We start from the raw sequence: 18,666 nt of genomic DNA, 5'->3' as shown, positions 1-18,666 counted from the left end.
TCATGATCGTAACTTCTTCATCTCGTCGTGGGTGTTTCCAGCGAGGGGCTGCGTTTTCGACGTCGTTTGGAATTGGTACGGTCCTGGGAGTTTGCGGCGGATCGCTGGAGGCCTTAGAATGAGCCCACCCTTTCGATCCGGCCGATTCACGAGGATGGAGTCGATGCCCCGATTGTCATCCGCGAACGCGAGTGCGAATTCGATCACACATTGCATTGGAATGCTCAAGCGGGGTGACCACGGGGCCGCCGAGCGGCTCTGGACGACCTACATCCAACGCCTGGTCGGTCTCGCGCGGGCCAAGATCGGTGGAGCACCGCGAGGCGCGGCGGACGAAGAAGACGTGGCGCTCAGCGCATTCGACAGCTTCTGCAGGCGGGCCGAGCAGGGGCAGTTCGCCCGGCTCTCGGATCGCGACGACCTCTGGCAAGTCTTGGTCGTCATCACCGAACGCAAGGCCATCAACCTGATGCGCCGCGAGGGGCGAAAGTCACGCGGCGAAGGGAAAGTCCTCAGTTTCTCCGACGGTTCGGGGGCCGCCTCCCACGAGGCGTACGATCCGGGTCCGGGTCCGGAATTTGCCGCGCAGGCCGCCGAGGAATTCCGACGGCTGTTGGGCCTCCTGGGTGACGACTCCTTGCGTGAAGTCGCGCTCTGGAAGATGGAAGGGTACACCAACAAGCAGATCGCCGAGCGGCTGGGCTGTATCGAGCAAACGGTCGAGCGCAAACTCCGCTCGATCCGCCTGATCTGGACCGGAGGAACGACGTTGTGATCGAGCCGGCTTCACCCGACTTCACGCCCACGTCTCCCTCGAAGGTCGGCCGCCTCGAGCGTGTCTGTGACCGGTTCGAGGAGGCCTGGAAGGCGGGCCAACGGCCGGCGGTCGAGAATTACCTGAGCGACCAGGAGAGACGGGATCACCCGTTCATGCTCCGGGAGTTGCTCGTCATCGACCTCGCCTATCGCCGACGGGCCGGTGATCGGCCGGCCCCCGAGGATTACTTACGGCACTTCCCGGCCGACGCGGCGTTGATCGTCTCGGCCTTTGAGGAGGCGCCGGAGTTGAAGGAGTGCAAGACTCCCTCGTTCACCGGCTTCCCGGGTCCAGTGCCGGCGATTCCCGGTTACACGGTCCTCTGCGAGTTGGGTCGGGGAGGGATGGGGGTCGTCTTCAAGGCGCGTCAGCAAGGGCTCAACCGGCTCGTCGCCCTCAAGATGATTTTGGCCGGAGACCTCGCCGGGCCCGAGGCCGCGGCGCGGTTTCTGGCCGAGGCTGAGGCGGTCGCCCAGCTCCAGCACCCGCAAGTCGTCCAGATCTACCGCATCGGCGATCACGGCGGCCGGCCCTTTCTCGAGATGGAATATGTGCCCGGGGGAAGCTTGGCGGACCGCCTCGACGGCACCCCCTGGCCCGCCCGCGATGCCGCCCGACTCGTGGAGTCGCTGGCGCGTGCCGTGCAGCACGCGCACAGTTTCGGCATCGTTCATCGCGACCTGAAGCCGGCCAATATCCTCTTAACGGTGGAGGGACTGCCGAAGCTCACCGATTTCGGCCTGGCCAAGAGCCTGGGCGCGGACGTCGGCCTGACACAGACCGGCTCGATCATCGGCTCGCCGAGCTACATGGCCCCCGAGCAGGCCGAGGGGGGAAAGCGCGCGGTCGGGCCGGCGGTCGACGTCTACGCGCTGGGGGCGGTGCTCTACGAGCAGTTGACCGGCCGCCCGCCATTCAAGGCGGCCACGGTGCTCCAGACGCTGGAGCAGGTCCGCTCGGCCGAGCCGGCGGCCCCTTCGAAGCTTCAGCCGGGGCTCGCCCTCGACATCGAAACGATCGTCTTGAAATGCCTCCAGAAGGATCCGCAGCGACGCTATGCCGAGGCCGAGGCACTGGCGGAGGATCTGCGTCGATTCTCGGCCGGCGAGCCCATCCTCGCCCGTCCGGTGGGCGCGATCGAACGCGGGTTCAAGTGGGCCCGGCGGCGTCCTTTGATCGCGGCCCTGTCGGCGGCCAGCGTCCTGTCGACGGTTCTTCTCACGGTCGTCCTGGCGATCACCAACGTCATCATCAGTCAGGAACGCCAGCAGATTCTCGAGTCGTTGGGTCGCGAACGATTCGACAAGGAAGAGCTCGTCCTGACCAACGAGCGGATCGCCCGGCAACAGCGGCTGACCGAAGCGGCGCTCCAAGGAAAAATCAAGGCACTCGAGGAGCGGACCGACGACCTCTTTCGCGAGCGGCAATCCGCCTACTACCAGCGCATCGCGCTGGCGGAGGACGAGCACCGGAGCGGTCGGATCGGCCGCGCCGAGCAGGTCCTGGACGCCTGCCCCCCCGACCTCCGCGGCTGGGAGTGGCACTATCTCAAACGATTCCTCAACGTGGGACCAATCACCCTCCGGGGCCACTCCGGCGAGGTCTGGGACGCCGCGTTCAGCCACGACGGCCGGACCGTCGCCTCGGCGAGCTTCGACCTCACCGCCAAGATCTGGGACACCACCACGGGGCGGGAACGACACACGCTCCACGGACACACGGCCCGGCTCTACAGTGTGGCGTTCAGTCCCGACGCGGCGCGTCTGGTGACCGCGAGCGCGGATCGAACGGCGATCGTCTGGGACGCGGCCAGCGGACGGATCATCCATGTCCTCAAGGGGCATACGGACAACGTTCGCTGCGCGAGGTTCAGCCCGAACGGGCGCTGGATCGCCACCGGAAGTTGGGACGACACGCTCAGGATCTGGGACGCGCAGACCGGAGCGACCGTCCGCGTGATCCCGACGGGCGCCGGCCAGATTACGCGGCTCACGTTCAGTCCCGACGGAAGCAGGATCGCCGTGGGGGGAACGTCGAGTGTGGCCGAGGTCTGGGAATTCACGACCGGCCGGTTGATCCAATCGTTCCGCGGACACAGCGAGCACGTGCTCAGCGTTTCCTTCAGCCCGGACGGCCGACGCGTCGCCTCGACCAGCGGCTCCCCCGGCGGCGGCTCAGGAGTGGTCAAGGTCTGGGACGTTGTCAGCGGCCGGGAAGTCCTGGCGATCGACCACCCCCCCGGTATCCTCGAGCGGGTAGTGTTCAGCCCCGACGGCCTGCGACTCGCCACCTCGGGCTGGGATGGAACCGTCAAGCTCTGGGAGGCGGAGACTGGCCTGGAAATCATCAGCCTCAACAGCCACGCCGGCCGAGTCTGGGGAGTCGCCTTCAGCCACGACGGCGGAGCCCTGATTTCAGCCGCCGCCGATGGGACGGTCGTGATCTGGGACGCCAATCCGCCAGAGCGCGGCAAGCCCCGCAACGCCAGTGTGGCTGTCGGAGAATAACGGGGAACAACTCGCCCAGGTGAGCGCCCGCCGCGAAAGGCGCAAGCCGGTCGAAGTGACCTGCTCCCTCATGGACAGTAAACGGAGTAGAACCCCGCCCAACCGCCACCGCGATTGCAATAGAGCATGGCCACCGCCGTCACGAAGAACCCCGCCGCTCCGCAGCCGGCCAGCCAATCCTTGCGCCTCACGGCACATCCGATCTCCCGCAGAAATGGCACGGTCGAGAGGACCTGCGATAAAAGCGAAACATCACTGACGCCCCGGTAGACGTCCAAGGCGACGAGCAGTCCGGCAAAGGACGCCAGACTGGCACTGTAGTAGTCGCCCCCGCTGCCTCCCCCATCCTTCGACCCCACTCCGGGAGCAGGAAACCGACAGGCAGCAGCGATGGCAAGCAAAGTGACAGACGTCCCCCCGACGCACAGGAAGGACCCCGCGCTCACCGGAGCATAATGGTCAGTGATTGCCCCATAGGCGATGCCGATCAGCAGCGACAAAGACATCGCAAGACATGACCGAAACGTCGCCTTCATCCCCCGTCAACTCCCAACCTGGATTCGGGGATGTGCCTGAGAGCCGGCCTTCAGACGAAGGCCTCTTTGAGGTTTTCGGGCTTCTTCGAACCGGCCATGGCGCGGACGAGCCTCCGGAGTCTCAGAACGCCCCCGATCGAACCGGCGAGCGCGAGCACAGTCCAGGCCAATACCGTCATCACAACCACGGGTTCGTCGACCTCAAAAAGCAACAGCGTGGGACCGAAAACGAGAGTTCCCCAGAGGGCAAGCAGAAAACCGATTCGAAAAAGCTTCACCACCAGGGGAAAAGACCTGTGGATTTGCCGGGGAACGCACACGAAGGGGAACCAGATCGCCCCCTTGATCGCCCTCAGCAGGGCGGAATCCACAGAATCGATCACGCTCCACTCCTCGCTACTGGAAGTCGCCATGTTGGCCCCTCCGAATCTCCGTCCCGGCGACATGCCCCTTTCGGGGTAATTCGTCGCCCGATTCCGATTATTGGAGTCCGATGAAACTTCACCCCGAGGTCTTCGCCTTCTTTGCCCAGGGCGATGCCCACGCCTGCCGCTTCCTGGGCGGACCTTTTCAACGCGTTGGCTGATTTATAGCTGGGGGCTGTGACCCCGGTCCTGGCATTCGCCCGGAGTCACAGACCCCGGCTACAACGAGATAAGCGACGCGAACGGTAATGGGGGCGGCCGGAAAATCTACATCTGCGGTTTCGCCGCAGGTTCGGGGCCAACCGCCGACTCGACGAGTTGCCGGCAGGCCGCGAGAATCCGGTCCGAGAGCGCGTCGTCGGCCACGGCCCTGGCCAGGGTCATTCCACCGACCATGACCGCGATCAATGCCAAGGCCTGATCGGAAGCGGCCCCGTCATCATGCCCGGGAAGGTGCGGGGCCAAGGCCGAGACCATCTCACCAAGCACATCCTCGAACGCCTGTCGGGCGGATTCCCCCGCACGGGGCAGTTCGGAGAGCAAGGGAGGCATTGCGCATCCCTGTTCGATCGCTCGACGATGACTCGAATTCAGGTATTTGGCGACGATCGACCGGATCCGCTCGGCCCCCGAGAGGTCCTCGTCCTGGAGCCCGGTGAGCACCCGAGACTGGCGGATCGACTCGACCAACGTCTCCGCGAACAGGGCTTCCTTCGAGGCAAAGTGCGAGTAAAAGCCCCCCGCCGTCAGGCCCGCCTCCCCCATGATGGTGTCGACACTCCCCGCCCGCAGCCCTTGCCGCCGAAAGACGATGGCCGCGGCGTTGAGAATTCGTTGTCGGGTCTTCTGCTTCTGGTCGGCAGGGTATCGCATAACCCACTTATATTACGGTCATAATTCTAAATCAAGGTGCGCCCGTCCCACTCGGCCGTTCACGGTCAGGCGTCCGGCTCGCCTTGGGAGGGCGTGCGACGGCGATTGTCGGTCTGCTTTCGAAAAGGGCGCGGGAGCCCGTCCCGGCGTCCCCCGCGTTTTGCGTGGGGGACGCCGGGACGGGCCCGGAAAGAAGAAGTAGGGGGGCGACATGGGAGGCCCCCGATGGCGGCCGACTCGCTCAGGTGCCGAATTCGGGGCGGCGGGTGGAGAGTTGCGACTGGAGGCGCTGAATGATCGATGAGTGCATCTGGGAAACGCGCGACTCGCTCAGGTCGAGCGTGGCGCCGATTTCTTTCATCGTGAGTTCTTCATAGTAGTAGAGAATGATAATCAGGCGTTCGTTGCGATTCAGGCCCTTGGTCACCATGCGCATCAGGTCTTTGCGCTGGAGCCGGCGGGTGGGGTCTTCCCCCTTCTTGTCCTCGAGAATGTCGATCTCGCGGACGTCCTTGTAGCTGTCGGTCTCGTACCACTTCTTGTTCAGGCTGATGAGGCCGACGGCGTTGGCATCCATCGCCATCTTCTCATATTCTTCGGGGGGCAGACCGAGTCGTTCGGCGAGTTCGGCATCGGTCGGGGGCCGACCGTGCTGGGCCTCGAGCGACTTGCGGGCCTCCTCCATCTTCGTGTGCTTGGAGCGGACGAGTCGGGGGACCCAGTCCATCGTCCTCAGCTCATCGAGCATCGCCCCGCGGATTCGAGGGACACAGTAGGTCTCGAACTTGACCCCGCGGGTCAGGTCGAACGCGTCGATCGCGTCCATCAGGCCGAAGACGCCAGCCGAGATCAGGTCGTCGAGATCGACCCCTTCGGGCAGGCGCTGCCAGATCCGCTCGGCGTTGTACTTGACCAATGGCAAGTACCGTTCCACCAGGCGGTTGCGCAAGGGCGTGGTGGGCTGTTCCTTGAACTCTCGCCAGAGCTCTGTCACGTCCACGTCCAGCTTGGTTGACATCCTTGACCTCCATGTCGGCTGCGCGAAGGGGGGCACATCCATGTGCATCGAGCGAGACAATGAGCCGGGCTGCGGTCGCGGCGTCGCGAGAGCACAGCCAAGGTCCCCGATGGAAAGTCTCGAGAACCCGTCCCACCCCATGACCCTTCACGGTCCAAGGAACCGGATCTATCTTACTTATCGGCCAATCGACAGAATCAGCTTGAGCGTCATCGTCGAAACTTTCTTCACAATCAGCACGGCCGCACGGTCGATGGTCCGCCCCGTCGCCTCTTTGGGAAACGAACAGGTCTCAGCGGGCGACCCGGCTCAAAGCCCAGCGCGCCGCCAAGGCGGAAAAGAAGCCGGGGCGGAGGCTCCTGGGCTGATGTTCTTCGATCAGGTCGCGAGCCAGGCGACGAACTCCTCGTGAGGCAATCGAGCCGGGGTAAGCGAGTACGAACGGCCGGCGCATCCGGACGGCCAGTGGCACGTGGGGGTCGGACCTGACGTGCCCGAGTCCCGTCACTACCGTCCCGAGAAACTGCCGGCTCGAAGCGCTGAGGCGGGACTGAACGTCCGAGGCCTCGGCCGACGAGACGGCCTGATTGATCACGGTCCGCAGTCGCGACGGACCCGCCAGCCGGCGGAACCGACCGATGACGGCATGGGCGTCGGCCACGGAAGTGGGCTCGGGAGTCGTGACGATGACGACCTGCTCGGCCGCCGCCGCCAAGGTGGCGATCCCCGGGCCAAGGCCCGAGCCGGCGTCGACCAGGAGAAAGTCCGCCCCTGCCTCGAGCTCCGCCAGTTCGGCGACGAGCCGGGCCGGGCCATCGCCAAGGACGTCGAGCAAGGTCCGCATCCCGTGCGCTCCGGGAACGATCCGGATCTCGCCAGGCCCTGTCATGACCGCGTCGGCCAGGGAGCAATCCCCGACGAGCACGTCGCCCAGGTCACTCGAAGGAGCCAGGCCACACAAGAGGTCGATGTTCGCCAGCCCGAGGTCGGCGTCCACCAGGACCACGCGACGGCCGTACTCCCCCAGGGCGATCGCCAGGTTCAGAGCGAGGTTCGACGTGCCAACCCCCCCCTTGCCACTGGTGAAAACCAGCGACCGGGTCCTCACCGGCAGCTCGAGGCTCCGGCAAGGTTCAGGAGGGTCGGCCAGGGCCGTCGCCCCCGACCGCGCCTGGACTAACTGTCTCAGTCCATCAGCTTGATCGGACATGAATCCCTCAACGTTCCTCGATACGTGGACGACACCTACCCGGAAAAAGGCTGGTGACCAACGACGAGCCAAGGCTCATCGACCGTCAACCATTTTTCAATCGTGCGAGACCGGCGGACGAGTCTTGTCGGTGAAATCATTACTAAAAACGTTCACCTGTTTCTCTCTCGCCTCTCGCTCGTCTTGGTAATGAAAGTTCCCCTGGCGGTCGCGACTGCCCTCGAACTCAAGCGCCCCCGTGGTGGCCAGAAAACGCGTCGTTCCGATCATGTCACGGCCTCGTGCCCGAGGATCAACCGGGCTAGCCGCGTGCGATTCGCCGGCTCGATATCGTCGGGAACCGCCTGACCGGTCGTCAGGTAACTGACGGGACGGTCGGCCTGGCCAAGCACCGAGAGCACACCGCCGAGTCCGTCGGCCTCGTCGAGCTTGGTGAGGATCAGGCGGTCGGCCTGAACCAAGGCAAACCGTTCGACGGCCGCACGCAGGCTACGTTCGCTTGCGGTGGCACTCAAAACCAGGTGGACCTCGTCGGGCTGGGCGGCGGCCAGGAAGTCGGCCAACTCACGAATCTTGACCTCGTCGCGAGGACTTCGGCCCGCCGTGTCGATGAGCACGAGATCCACATCTCCGAGCTCGTCGATCGCCCGGCGCATCTCGCTCGGGGCGTTGGCCACGGCCAGGGGAAGACTGATAATCTCGGCATACGTTCTTAGCTGCTCGACGGCCGCGATCCGGTACGTGTCGACCGTCACCAGACCGGGCCGGAACCCGTGTGCAAGTTTGAAGTTGGCCGCGAGCTTGGCCACCGTCGTCGTCTTCCCCACCCCGGTCGGCCCCACCAGGGCCACGACCCGGCGGGTACCGGAGACCGCGGCGATCGGAGGCGCGATCGGCACGCACGATTCGACCGCGTCGCACAACGCGTCACGAACCATCTCGGGCCGGTGGATCTGTTCGGGTTCGAGCCGCTCGGCCACGTAGCGAACCAGGCGGCGGGCCAGGACCTCGGGCAACTCGGCCTCGAGCAGCTGGGCGTACGTCGGCACGAGTTCGCTGGGCAAGTCAGGGAGCAGATGATCGATCCGGCCGTGTTTGCTCAAGTCTTCAACCATCGCATGGAGCCGGCTCAATTGCTCGCCGAACTGGGCCTGGAGCGCCCCCGAGGGCGAGGCGGTCGAATTGGGAACCGTCACCGAGGCCGCCGCCGCGTCGCTCGAGGCGGTCACCTCGATGAGTTCACGAGACCCAAGCCCGAACAGACGACGCCGGCGCACCTCGCGGGTGCCAAGGATCACGGCGCTGCCGCCAAGATCCCGACGCACCTGGGCCAGGGCCTCCTTCATCGTTCCCGCTCGGTAGGTTCTTAAGCTCATGCCCACTCAATCCCCTGACTGTGACATCGACCCATCGCGACGAGCGACCTGGTCAGACTAAGCTATAAACTTACGATTCATTCGTCATCACCAAATCATTCAATTTCTTCACTTCCTGGTTTCGACGATTATTCCCTCTCAATTGACCGTGACAGCCGTGGAGATTGCCGCCAGGACCGACGACTCCTCCTCGTCCACGATGCCGAGAGTCTCGACGGGCGTGTCGCGGGGAATCTCACGCTGGCTGAGTACGACGAGCCGCGGCAGATCCGCGCGGGTGAGGTCCTTGAGGACGGGCCGGGCCTCGGCCGATCCCAGCACGATCGGTGGCAGACTCGCCTCGATCAGCGGGCCAACCGCCTGGGCGACCGCCCGGACGACGCTTCGCGCCGCCTCGGCCCCGAGGATCGCGGCAGGTCGCGTGTCGGGCTGACCACCAGCCGCCGCGAGTCGGTCGTCGAGCAGCCGCGAGAGCGACACCACCCGAAGCCGGCCATCGGTTCCTTTGTATTGTTCGGTGATCCGCCGAGCCAGGCCGCACCGGACGTGCTCGGTCAGGAGATCGATATCCTTGACCCGCCCCGCGTGAACGGCCACGGTCTCCAGGATCGTCTCCAGGTCGCGGATACTCACCCGCTCTCGCAGGAGGTTCTGAAGCACGCGTTGGAGTTCGCCGGCACGAAGCAGGCCCGGCACGACCTCGTCAACCAGGGCCGGCGCAGTGGCCCGTGCCCGTTCGAGGAGCCGCCCCGTCTGCTCGCGGGTCATCAACTCGTCGGCATGCCCGAGTACGATCTCGCCAAAGTGTCCGGCCAGGGCCGCCGAGGCTTCGAGAATCCGGCAACCTGCCAGCTCGGCGACCTCACGGCCATCGGCATGAATCCAGACCGCCGGCTGCCCGGTGACCGGCTCCACGCCGTCGCGGCCATCGGGGCGAGCGACCAAGCCTGCCGGGGGAACCGCCAGGAGCCGTCCCACGTAGGCGATCCCCTGCCCCACCACCGTCCCTCGAATCTTGAGCCGATACTCGTGCGGCCCCAGGCCGATCTCGTCGCGGATCCGCACCTGTGGCACGATCAGACCGAGGTCGCGAGCGACCCGGTGGCGGACCGTGCGGAGCCGGTCGAGCAGATCCCCGCCTCGGGTCGGATCCGCCAGCGCGATCAGCCGGTAGCCGATCTCCAGTTCGAGCGGATCGACGTGGAGCAGGTCTTCCATCCGGTCGGTCGCATGCTCAGCCGCGGGAGCCGCCTCGGCCGGTTCGTCGGTTCCCGAGTCGTCGCTCTCCGTGGCCTCCGCGGACTGATTTCCCATCAGGAACGCCGCGCCACCGAGGGCACCCGCCAGGGCCAGGAGCGGAAGCTTCGGCAACGGCGTCAGGGCGAGCAAGCCGAGGAAGGCCGCCGAGGTCGCCAGGACGCTTCGATGGCCGAACAACTGCCTGACCACGTCCTTGCCCAGGTCGGTCTCCGACGACGACCGGGTCACGATCAGGCCGGCAGCCAGCGAGATCAAGAACGCGGGGATCTGGCTCACCAGTCCATCGCCGATCGTCAGCTTGGTGTAGACGTTGATCGCTTCGCCGAGGGGCATGCCATGGTTGAACATGCCAAGGAACAGACCCGCGCCAATGTTGATGGCGATGATGATCACGCCCGCAACGGCATCACCCCGGACAAACTTGCCGGCACCATCCATGGCTCCGAAGAAGTCCGCCTGGCGATAGACCGTATCCCGGCGGCGGTGAGCTTCGTGCTGGTCGATCAGTCCGGCGTGCAAGTCGGCGTCGATCGCCATCTGCCGCCCGGGCAGGCCGTCGAGCATGAACCGAGCGGCCACCTCACTGATGCGGGTGGCCCCCTTGGTAATCACGACGAACTGAATGACGACCAGGATGCCGAAGATAATCGCCCCGACCATCACCTGATCTCTGGCAACGAACTCACCGAACTCCCGAATCACTCCCCCCGCCGCATCGAGGCCGTCCGTTCCCCCTTTGGTGAGGATCAACCGGGTCGTCGCGACGTTCAGAACCAAACGGGTCAAAGTCGTGGTCAGCAGAAGGGTCGGGAAGACACTGAATTCCTGCGGAGTCCGGATCGTCAGCGTCGTCAGGAGCACGAGCACCGCGAGCGTCAGATTGGCCGCAAGCAGCAGGTCGAGCACCACCGGCGGCACCGGGACCACGAAGACGAGGATCGCCCCCACGATCGTGACAGGCATGATCACGTCGGTCAGACGAGACCACCCCGTGGCGTCGGCTCTCGAGATTGGTGTGGGAGGCATCCCTTCCCCTCCACGACGTTTAAAAAAGGGTCAACGGCCAGGATCAGGTCCCGCGAAATCGCGGAGATGGCGAGCATCCATGCTCGACCGGTCCCCACTTTTTATGCTCGCGTTTTCCCGCAATCCCGGGCCGATCGCACTCTGTTTTCAGCGACGGCAGCCATCGGGTGATGAGCCTCGGACGTGTGGCGGGACGATACCCCCGATCGGTCCGAGTGTCCAGACCGAAACAAGCCAAGCGGAGAGTATCGGCCCTTTGCCCACCGTGAGGAGAGAGAAGCGAGAAGATTGTCGGGCCGAGCTCCCCCGAAAAGGCGGGAAATCGAGGGAGAGTGAACTCACACCCCCTGGAAGTGCGAGGGCCACGCCCACCTTTGACTCAGATGAAATTCAAATTCTTTGAATTGAATGAAAGGTGTGGGGCGACCGCGGTCCCAAGGGGGAGGTGGGAGGAAGCGGGCCGCGCTGTCTCCAGGGCCCTGGTAACGCAAACGGGGCCAGGACGCTCGTCCTGGCCCCGGACAGAATGCCCTCGAAATGCGGGCGTCCCGGATTGGGCAGACCGGATTCGATCCACCCAGGCGGGCTCGAGGCCGTTGGCACGGCCCCGCGTCCCTACTTGGAAAGGACCAGCCTCCGCAGCCGCGAAAGGAATAGGGCCAGTCCGGATAAGACCAGGACAAGCCATTGCTCCTGCCGCACAAGACTCGAATCGCCGGGTCTCAAGGCGAGAGCCGCGGCCAGGCCGACCACCGTGAGCACCATCAAAAGGTCGATGGCATGATCTCGGTATCGCTCGTAGTCCTCCCAACTTGTAGGCCAGGTAGGAAACGTTCGGTGCTCGCGCGAAGTTGATACGATTGCCATGGGTGAGTTCCTCCCATCGGCTCGTTGAGTCAGAACATAAAGTCCAGGGAGTTTTCTTAAACCTGGCACAGGCAAACCGTACAGCGCTCCAGGCATCCTGATACGGATTCCCTTTTCAAGAGCATCTCCCCTACTTACTCATTCGACACAATTCGCGGTTCGGTTCGCGGAATAACCTGCAAGGACATGGAGAATGCTCGAAGGATCCGGCTTTGACCGTGCCTCGCAAACGGCAAACAGCTCGTTTCGCCGGCCGGATCGTCCGCCCTGCGAAAGAGTTAAGCCACTGGCAAAAATGCGTTTCCCGTAGCATCAAGACTTTTTGACTAAACCGGCCTATCCGACGCGCGATCGGTGGGCCAGATCGAGGCGAGTTCCGCGAGCGCTTCGGCCGGCAGCGGAAGTGCGGGGGCGCGGCGCCCGATCAAGCGGCGAGCGAGGTCTGGGGCCGCAATCTGCGGGAGCTTGGCCGCTTCGGCCGCCATTCGCAGGTGCAGCCCCGACGCCCCTTGGACGGCGGAGCGGAGCGAGACCGATCGGGGCGGCGGCCCTCCCGCCAGGACGAGCGTCAAGCCACTGGGGCCGGTCAAAACGAGCGAGGCCCCCGTGAGCAGCTCGGGCGAGTCGCCGCGCCAGGCTTTCACGAGCCGTCGCCGCTTCGATCGCAGCGCAGGGTCTCCCTCAGCCGACCGCTGGTCCTCGCGATGCTCTTCGGAGGTCGTCCGTAAGAGATCCTCATAACGCCGCAACTGGAGTGCGAAGTCGATCAGGCCAAGCACGAAAGTTGTGGTCGCAAGCCAGGTCGCCAGGAGCCAGAGCGTCCCGCCAACGGACCGGGCCAGAGTCGGCGTGTCCATTGCGCCGAACTGCTGGAAGTCGAGCCAGCCGCGCCGGATCGACCAGGCGGCCACGGCCACGATCGCAATCGCCTTGATCAACGACCAGAGCCCACGGCCGCCACGAGTAACGATCCCTTGGCCTTGCCCGAGGGTCCAGAGTCGAGTCGGGTCAGGCGCGAGCAGACCCGGTACCCAGAGCCCCTGCACTTGCGCCTGGTGTGCCCCGATCGCCGCCAGGACGAAGCTGCCCACGACGGGGATCAGCGGCCAGATCACCCCGAGTGCGAGCTGGCGGAGCCGCATGACGACTTCGGAGGGATCGGCGGTGATGCTCGGCGCTCCGAGCAAAGGCTCGCGCAAGAGCGTGACCAGGCTCGTCGTAATGTCGTTGCCGCGAAACCCGAGCATGACCACCGCCGCCAGCAACCCGACCGAGCCGGTCAACTCGGCGCTATGCGCGACCTGACCGCGCTCGCGGGCCTGCTGTCTTCGAAGCTTCGACGGCTCCTGGGTCCGGTCTTCCGACATCGAATCACCACCCTCCGGGCCAGACGCCCCAGGCCGCTGACAGGGTTGAGATCAAGGTGAGCATACCGAGGCCGACCAGGAGCAGGCCAAGCGCCGACCGGATCGGCAACGACAGGGTGACAAGCTGCAGCGAGGGAGCCGCACGTCCCAGCAAACCAAACGCCATCCCCGCCAGGCAGAGGGCCAGGGCCGGGGGCGCGGCGGCGCGAAGCGTCAGGGCCAGGGCCTGCCCCACCCGGCTGAAAGCCTGGTTCACGGTCTCGACCGAGAGGCTCGCCGTTCCGGCGGGCACCACCTGATAGCTCTCGATCAGCGCCTTGACCAGCACGATCGGGCCGTCGAGGGCCAGGAAGGTCGCAAGCGCCAGCATGCCGTAGAGGTGGCCCAACGGGGTCATCTCGTCCCCTGCATCGGGGTCGAACAGGGCCGCGGGGGAGAGCCCGGACTGCACGCCGACGATCTCGCCGGCCTGCCTCGCCCCCGCCACGATCAGGGCGGCCGACCAGCCCAACGCGGCCCCAATGGCCGCCTCGGCCAGGCAGACTCGCCCGAGATCCAACCATCGGGCCGGCGCCACGATCTCGCCGACAACCACCGGAACGATGATCCCCCCCAGGACGGCAACCAGGCCGACGCGGAACCGCCAGTCCAGGCCGGACGACGCCAGAGACGGAGCCGTCCAGGCCAGCCCGAGCACTCGCGCCAGGACCAGGGCCACCGCCCCGCCATGTCCCAGAAGCCAGACCGCGTCGCTCGACGTCATCGACACAAGGCCCCGCCGGAAGAAAGATGAGAAAATGAGAGGTAGTGGGTCGGACTCAAAGCATCCCAGGGATCGACTCGATCAAGGTGGTCTCAAACGAGACCCAACGACCCAACAACCAGGGCAGAATCACGAGGAAAGCGAGCATCACCGCCACCAGGCGAGGTACCATGCCCACCACCGGCTCGTGCAACTGGGTGAGCGTCTGCCCGATCCCAATCACCAGGCCGACCACCAGAGCCACCCCCAGGAGCGGCCCCCCCAGTTGCAGAGAAAGACGAATCGCCTCGCGCGACCAGTCGATCACTTGTGACAGCTCCATCGACGGCCCCCGCTCTTTGAGAAGTGGGCTTGGCCCACCGGACTTCAGTCGCTTCGTTCAAAGCAAGACAAGAGATGTTCAACTTGCAAAACTTTGCAAGAGCATCGACGCGACGAGCAGCCACCCATCGGCCAGCACGAACAGAATCAGCTTCAGCGGCAACGCGATCAACGACGGGGGGAGCATGAACAGGCCCATCGCCGCCAGCACCGATGAGACAACCAGGTCGATCACCAGGAACGGGAGGTAGATGTAGAAGCCGATCACGAGCGCGGTGGTCAGTTCGCTCAGGAGGAATGCCGGCGCCACCACCTGGAGCGGAAAATCCTCCCGTTGACCGGGTCGGGCTGGTTGGCCGACCCGGTGGTCGAAAGGTCGTAGAGCTGCCAGAGGTAGTCCTGGTGGTTGGTCCGCTCGATCTGCTTGATCATGAACGCCTTGATCGGCTTCGTGCCTGCCTCCCAGGCCGCGACGGCCGGCAAACGGCCCGAGGCGTACGGTTCGATCCCCTGGGTATAGGCCACCTCGGCGACGGGCCGCATCACGAGCGCGGTGAGGAGCAGGGCCAAGGCGGAGAGGACCTGGTTGCCCGGGACCTGCGGACTCCCCAGCGCCTGTCGCAAAAGGATCAGGACGATATTGATCCGGACGAACGCCGTGAACATCAGCACGGCCGCGGGCACCAGCATGATCAACAAAGGCGCGGCCATCCGGAGGCCCGAGATGACCTGCCCCGGTTCCGGAGGCGCCAGGAGATTGGCCGATGGGGCCGGAGCCGAGATCGAGGGCTCGGCCGACTTCAGAGCCGGCCCAGCGTCCTCCTGGAGTAAATCAGTCGTAATCGGAGCCACCGGTCGGTTCGCCATCACCGCCGGGCGAGGCCCCGCCGAAGTCGCCGCCGAAGCCGAACGAGACGGTGAACCTGGGCCGCGACTCCCCGGCGGGGCGGCGCCGAGCGTCAGCAGGGTGGTAGCAAAGCCAACGACCAGGAGGGCCGGCTTGATCAACCTTGCATTCATTCGTCGTCTCCAACCCGGCGGTCGAACCGGCCAGCCGAGGGGACTGGTCCGATCGGTACGGAGACGGCCGCGCCCCGGGACGAGGGCGTGAGAAAGGCGTCACGCTCGGCGGGGTCCGTCAGCTCACCCAGGAGCGCGGGGGCCCCTTGGGCACCCGTGCCGACGATCAGGACGCGTTGGCCCACCTCGAGGAGGTAGACGGAATGCTTGGGAGAAAGCACCGTGCGACCGACCACACGCATCGGGCTTGCGCCGTTCCGCGAGGGAAGATAACGTTTCGAGGCCACGCTAATCCCGCCGCAAAGGGCCAGGGTAAGCGCGATTCCGCCGGTCCCGAGCCACCATCCGGTCGAACCTTCGGGGCCTTTCGATCCGCGCCGGCCGGAAGCACCTCGAGGCGCGAACGGTTGGCGATCGGATGCGGTTGCGGATGCCGATACGGATGTGGAAGGGGCGTTGATCGAGGCCGTGGGGGGGGCGTGGTCGGCCCGAGCCCGAGGGAGAAAAAACACCGAGGCCAGTGGTCCTAAGACCACGATGGCCCCGGCGTAAATGTGTTGGCGAAATCTCGCGCTCGGCATCCGCAAATCCTTTGCGAAATGGCCCCTGGGTCTGGCTCGCCCGAAAATCCTCGCGATCTCCCGTCCTGGGTCGCTCTGGATTCTCACGGTTGAGTCCTCCCCGCCCCACGAGGCCCGCCGAACCGGCGAATCTCATGCGGAGGAGTGGACTCGGCCTAGGCTACCATATCTTCAGGATCGTCAAAGGCGACTTGCCCAGCCCGACTGAGTCGACAGAGGGCGTCGACCAGAGCACGCTGGGCGTTCTTCGCCGATTCAAACGAGACGGTCCCGTATGCGTTGATCTGGGCCTCGAGCTGAACCGCCGAGGAGGAAGAAAGCTTGGTCAGCAGCAGTCGCCTCAGGCCGGGCGGAGTGCCCGCCATCGCCGACAAGAGCTGCTCGGTAGAAACTTGGTCGAGGACCGCGCGTAGGTCGGATCCGTCAAGATCCCGCAGGTCTTCGAAGTCGACGAGGTCAGACAAGGATGGCCTCCTGACCGTTGGGGTCGGGAAGGGTGAGTCGTCCGTGGTCATGGAGACGCCGAAGCCGCTCGGCAACGTCCATCTGGGCAGCTTCGGCATCGTCGAGCCGGAAAGGGCCCAACTGATCCAAGGCCCGACTGAGACCGCCGGCCGCAAGTGCCGACAGCGCTCGGAGGACCTTGGCGCGAACCGGACGAGCCGCGCCACCAAGGGCCAAAGCCCAGGTCGCAACGTCCTCGTCGTGGTACGCCTCCCTGATGTCTGTATCGTCCATCTTGACCAAGTCTTCGAACACAAAGCGGAGCCTTCGTAGACCCAAGCCGTAAAATTCCTCAAGGACAGCCTGCTGTTCCGCCGGCGCAATCCGCTCGAGCCGTGCGATCTCCAAAGTCACCGCCTCGACGGCCGATCGATCGAGTTGCGCCAATAATTGCGAGGCTAGCGGTTGCTCCAAACTCACCAGTAGTATGGCCGCCTTCCGGATCGGAGCCGACTCGTCGGTATGGCCGGCGTCCTGGTCGTTGGCGACCGCCGCGGCCACTCCCAGAGCGGAGGCTAAAGCCGGTGCTGCGCGAGGCGTTTCCAGACGTGTCATGCCGCGTGTCCTCCCTGGCCGATCCAGCGATTCAGAACGCTTGCGGCAGCCTCGGGATTATGACGGATCAACTCACGGACCCGCTCCGAGGCGCCCGGGGTCGTTTCGGAATCAGCTTCCACGGCAAACCGGATCCGCGCGGGCTCGGCCGCCAGGGCCCGACGCGGTCGCCTCGTCGCGAGCAGGCGAAGTCCGACGATCAGGAGCAGCCCAGCCACTCCTCCTCCCACTCCGGCCGGAATCCACCAGGACGGGATCCGCCTCGTCTCGGGCACCGCGGGCGCGACCAGCGGGTCCCGGAGGACCACCTCGTCGGGAATCGTGTCGACCAGAAGCTCGAACGTGCCGGTGGGCAGCACATACCCCACGGCGGTTTTGATGGTCGCTTCCGTCCGTACCTGGATCGCCTGGAGATCCTCCTGTGAGGGACTCCGGCTCGGCATCGCCTTGCGATAGTAGAAACTGCGCGGAACTCTGACCCAGATCCGTGCAAAGTTGGTCTCGACGGGCGATTTCGGCTCGGCGGAGGGGGCCTGCTCGGCGGGGGGAGGCGACGCCGATTCCGTATCCAGGGGTTGGTTCACCCCCACGCTCGGCTCGGCGACCGGGATCGGCGCCTCAGCCACGGCGACCGGCTCCGGCGCGGGGGGGGCGACCATCTGGACGGTGACCCCCACTCCCTTGATCCAATCGAGTTGTTGTGAGATCTCTTGCTTGAGTTCTTCTTCACGAGCCTGGGTTCGCGAGATCACATCCAGCAAGGGCTTGCTCGGATCGAGATACCGGTTGCCTTCCCGGTCCCAGACCGACACGGCGTCCTCCTTCAGGGAGGGCTCTTTGCTCACCACGATGCCTTTGATGCTCTGGACGATCTTGGGACCGATCTTCCGCGAGTCTTTGGTCTCGAGCAAAACGAAGGCAGTCGTCGTCGTCGTGGGACGCCCCGCCGTCTTCGTTTGAGTCCGATCGATATCCACGTAGGCCGAGACGATCTCTTCGAGGTCGCCGATGATCGCCTCGAGGATCTCCGCCTTGGCGCGAAGTTCGCGCTGCTCCTTATCCTTCGGGGTCTCCCACCAAAGGCTCGAGGCCTGAAAATCCTTGCGGATTTCGGGGATGGAGCGTGTATTGACGTCGAGTTTGGACAAGACATCCGTGGCTTCTTCGTAGCGGTCGGTCGCGACGCCGATCCGGCGATCTTCGACGCGATACTCGATATGCGCCACGTCGAGGGCGCGGGTGATGCTGTTGATGGCGTCGGCTGAGTACTGGCGCCCTTCGCCCAGGTTTTTGCCCGGCGAAGGAATGGCCGCCAAATAAACAAACAGGCCGATCGCAGCCACAATGCCGAGGACCGCGACCCAGCGCACGACGGGGCCTCGGGCCCAGACTGAGCGTTTGGCCACGGCCAACCGGCTCAAGATCCGTTTGACCGTCGGAGCAACTGAGGGAGGACTCTCGGTCCGCATCGACTCTCCTCCGAGCGACCCGATCGCACCGAGGCCCGGGCCATTGGCGATCGCCACGCAGACGGTACGCGCCGGGCAAACCCGATACGAACCAACAGCGGGAAACCAGACCGACCGGCCCACAACGGCGCGATAGCAAGCAGCGAGGACGGGGAAAGCGGACGGGATAGA

Annotated in this window: 20 protein-coding genes; 2 read left to right on the top strand and 18 right to left on the bottom strand. The window is 65.1% G+C overall.

Annotated elements, in window-relative coordinates:
- The first annotated feature begins 163 nt into the window (after positions 1 to 163).
- The gene (locus V5E97_RS07750; RefSeq protein ID WP_406698747.1) at positions 164 to 775 is read left to right on the top strand and encodes an ECF-type sigma factor; all 612 of its coding nucleotides are present in this window, start codon (positions 164 to 166) and stop codon (positions 773 to 775) included.
- Positions 772 to 3,324 carry a WD40 repeat domain-containing serine/threonine protein kinase gene (locus V5E97_RS07745; protein ID WP_406698746.1) on the top strand — a complete coding sequence of 851 codons (2,553 nt, stop codon included), beginning with the start codon at positions 772 to 774 and terminating at the stop codon, positions 3,322 to 3,324. Before V5E97_RS07750 ends, V5E97_RS07745 begins: the two co-directional genes overlap by 4 nt.
- Before the next feature lie 68 nt (positions 3,325 to 3,392).
- On the opposite strand, the gene V5E97_RS07740 is transcribed toward V5E97_RS07745, so the two are convergent.
- From V5E97_RS07740 to V5E97_RS07655, 18 genes are all read right to left on the bottom strand, one after another.
- Positions 3,393 to 3,860, bottom strand: coding sequence for a hypothetical protein (locus V5E97_RS07740; protein WP_406698745.1), 468 nt, complete (start codon positions 3,858 to 3,860; stop codon positions 3,393 to 3,395).
- 50 nt (positions 3,861 to 3,910) lie between these two features.
- On the bottom strand, positions 3,911 to 4,273 hold the full coding sequence (locus tag V5E97_RS07735; protein WP_406698744.1) for a hypothetical protein: 363 nt from the start codon (positions 4,271 to 4,273) through the stop codon (positions 3,911 to 3,913).
- A 279-nt stretch (positions 4,274 to 4,552) separates the two neighbouring features.
- Positions 4,553 to 5,158, bottom strand: coding sequence for a TetR/AcrR family transcriptional regulator (locus V5E97_RS07730; protein WP_406698743.1), 606 nt, complete (start codon positions 5,156 to 5,158; stop codon positions 4,553 to 4,555).
- Positions 5,159 to 5,399: 241 nt separating this feature from the next.
- Positions 5,400 to 6,176, bottom strand: a complete 777-nt coding sequence (locus tag V5E97_RS07725; RefSeq protein ID WP_015250513.1) for a FliA/WhiG family RNA polymerase sigma factor — start codon at positions 6,174 to 6,176, stop codon at positions 5,400 to 5,402.
- A 292-nt stretch (positions 6,177 to 6,468) separates the two neighbouring features.
- Positions 6,469 to 7,386: a P-loop NTPase gene (locus tag V5E97_RS07720; protein WP_406698742.1), complete on the bottom strand. Its 918-nt coding sequence runs from the start codon at positions 7,384 to 7,386 to the stop codon at positions 6,469 to 6,471.
- A gap of 96 nt (positions 7,387 to 7,482) precedes the next feature.
- A complete protein-coding gene (locus tag V5E97_RS07715) occupies positions 7,483 to 7,656 on the bottom strand; it encodes a hypothetical protein (RefSeq protein ID WP_406698741.1) in 174 nt (57 codons plus the stop codon).
- Complete coding sequence (locus tag V5E97_RS07710) at positions 7,653 to 8,762, bottom strand: flagellar biosynthesis protein FlhF (protein WP_406698740.1); 1,110 nt, start codon at positions 8,760 to 8,762, stop codon at positions 7,653 to 7,655. The genes V5E97_RS07715 and V5E97_RS07710 overlap by 4 nt, the downstream gene beginning before the upstream one ends.
- A 138-nt stretch (positions 8,763 to 8,900) precedes the next feature.
- Positions 8,901 to 11,048 carry a flagellar biosynthesis protein FlhA gene (locus tag V5E97_RS07705; protein WP_406698739.1) on the bottom strand — a complete coding sequence of 716 codons (2,148 nt, stop codon included), beginning with the start codon at positions 11,046 to 11,048 and terminating at the stop codon, positions 8,901 to 8,903.
- A 615-nt stretch (positions 11,049 to 11,663) separates the two neighbouring features.
- Positions 11,664 to 11,915 (bottom strand): hypothetical protein, encoded by a 252-nt coding sequence (locus V5E97_RS07700; RefSeq protein ID WP_406698738.1) that lies wholly within the window; start codon positions 11,913 to 11,915, stop codon positions 11,664 to 11,666.
- Between the two features lie 326 nt (positions 11,916 to 12,241).
- Positions 12,242 to 13,282 (bottom strand): EscU/YscU/HrcU family type III secretion system export apparatus switch protein, encoded by a 1,041-nt coding sequence (locus V5E97_RS07695; protein ID WP_406698737.1) that lies wholly within the window; start codon positions 13,280 to 13,282, stop codon positions 12,242 to 12,244.
- A gap of 4 nt (positions 13,283 to 13,286) precedes the next feature.
- Positions 13,287 to 14,045: a flagellar biosynthetic protein FliR gene (locus V5E97_RS07690; protein ID WP_406698736.1), complete on the bottom strand. Its 759-nt coding sequence runs from the start codon at positions 14,043 to 14,045 to the stop codon at positions 13,287 to 13,289.
- 55 nt (positions 14,046 to 14,100) lie between these two features.
- Positions 14,101 to 14,367 carry a flagellar biosynthetic protein FliQ gene (locus V5E97_RS07685; protein ID WP_406698735.1) on the bottom strand — a complete coding sequence of 89 codons (267 nt, stop codon included), beginning with the start codon at positions 14,365 to 14,367 and terminating at the stop codon, positions 14,101 to 14,103.
- Between the two features lie 78 nt (positions 14,368 to 14,445).
- On the bottom strand, positions 14,446 to 14,679 hold the full coding sequence (locus V5E97_RS07680) for a hypothetical protein (protein WP_406698734.1): 234 nt from the start codon (positions 14,677 to 14,679) through the stop codon (positions 14,446 to 14,448).
- A complete protein-coding gene (locus V5E97_RS07675) occupies positions 14,655 to 15,386 on the bottom strand; it encodes an EscR/YscR/HrcR family type III secretion system export apparatus protein (RefSeq protein WP_406698733.1) in 732 nt (243 codons plus the stop codon). Before V5E97_RS07675 ends, V5E97_RS07680 begins: the two co-directional genes overlap by 25 nt.
- Entirely contained in the window at positions 15,383 to 15,967 is a 585-nt protein-coding gene (locus V5E97_RS07670; RefSeq protein ID WP_406698732.1) for a FliO/MopB family protein, read from the bottom strand. The genes V5E97_RS07675 and V5E97_RS07670 overlap by 4 nt, the downstream gene beginning before the upstream one ends.
- A 155-nt stretch (positions 15,968 to 16,122) precedes the next feature.
- Positions 16,123 to 16,431 carry a FliG C-terminal domain-containing protein gene (locus V5E97_RS07665; RefSeq protein ID WP_406698731.1) on the bottom strand — a complete coding sequence of 103 codons (309 nt, stop codon included), beginning with the start codon at positions 16,429 to 16,431 and terminating at the stop codon, positions 16,123 to 16,125.
- Positions 16,424 to 17,026 carry a FliG C-terminal domain-containing protein gene (locus V5E97_RS07660; RefSeq protein WP_406698730.1) on the bottom strand — a complete coding sequence of 201 codons (603 nt, stop codon included), beginning with the start codon at positions 17,024 to 17,026 and terminating at the stop codon, positions 16,424 to 16,426. Before V5E97_RS07660 ends, V5E97_RS07665 begins: the two co-directional genes overlap by 8 nt.
- A complete protein-coding gene (locus V5E97_RS07655) occupies positions 17,023 to 18,495 on the bottom strand; it encodes a flagellar biosynthesis/type III secretory pathway lipoprotein (protein ID WP_406698729.1) in 1,473 nt (490 codons plus the stop codon). Before V5E97_RS07655 ends, V5E97_RS07660 begins: the two co-directional genes overlap by 4 nt.
- Positions 18,496 to 18,666: the final 171 nt, after the last annotated feature.

Origin of the sequence: Singulisphaera photorubra (genome assembly GCF_045290345.1) — a bacterium.
In the GTDB taxonomy this organism is placed as follows: Bacteria; Planctomycetota; Planctomycetia; order Isosphaerales; family Isosphaeraceae; genus Singulisphaera.
Note: the sequence above shows the minus strand (reverse complement) of the source record. Positions and strands in the feature narration are given on the sequence as shown.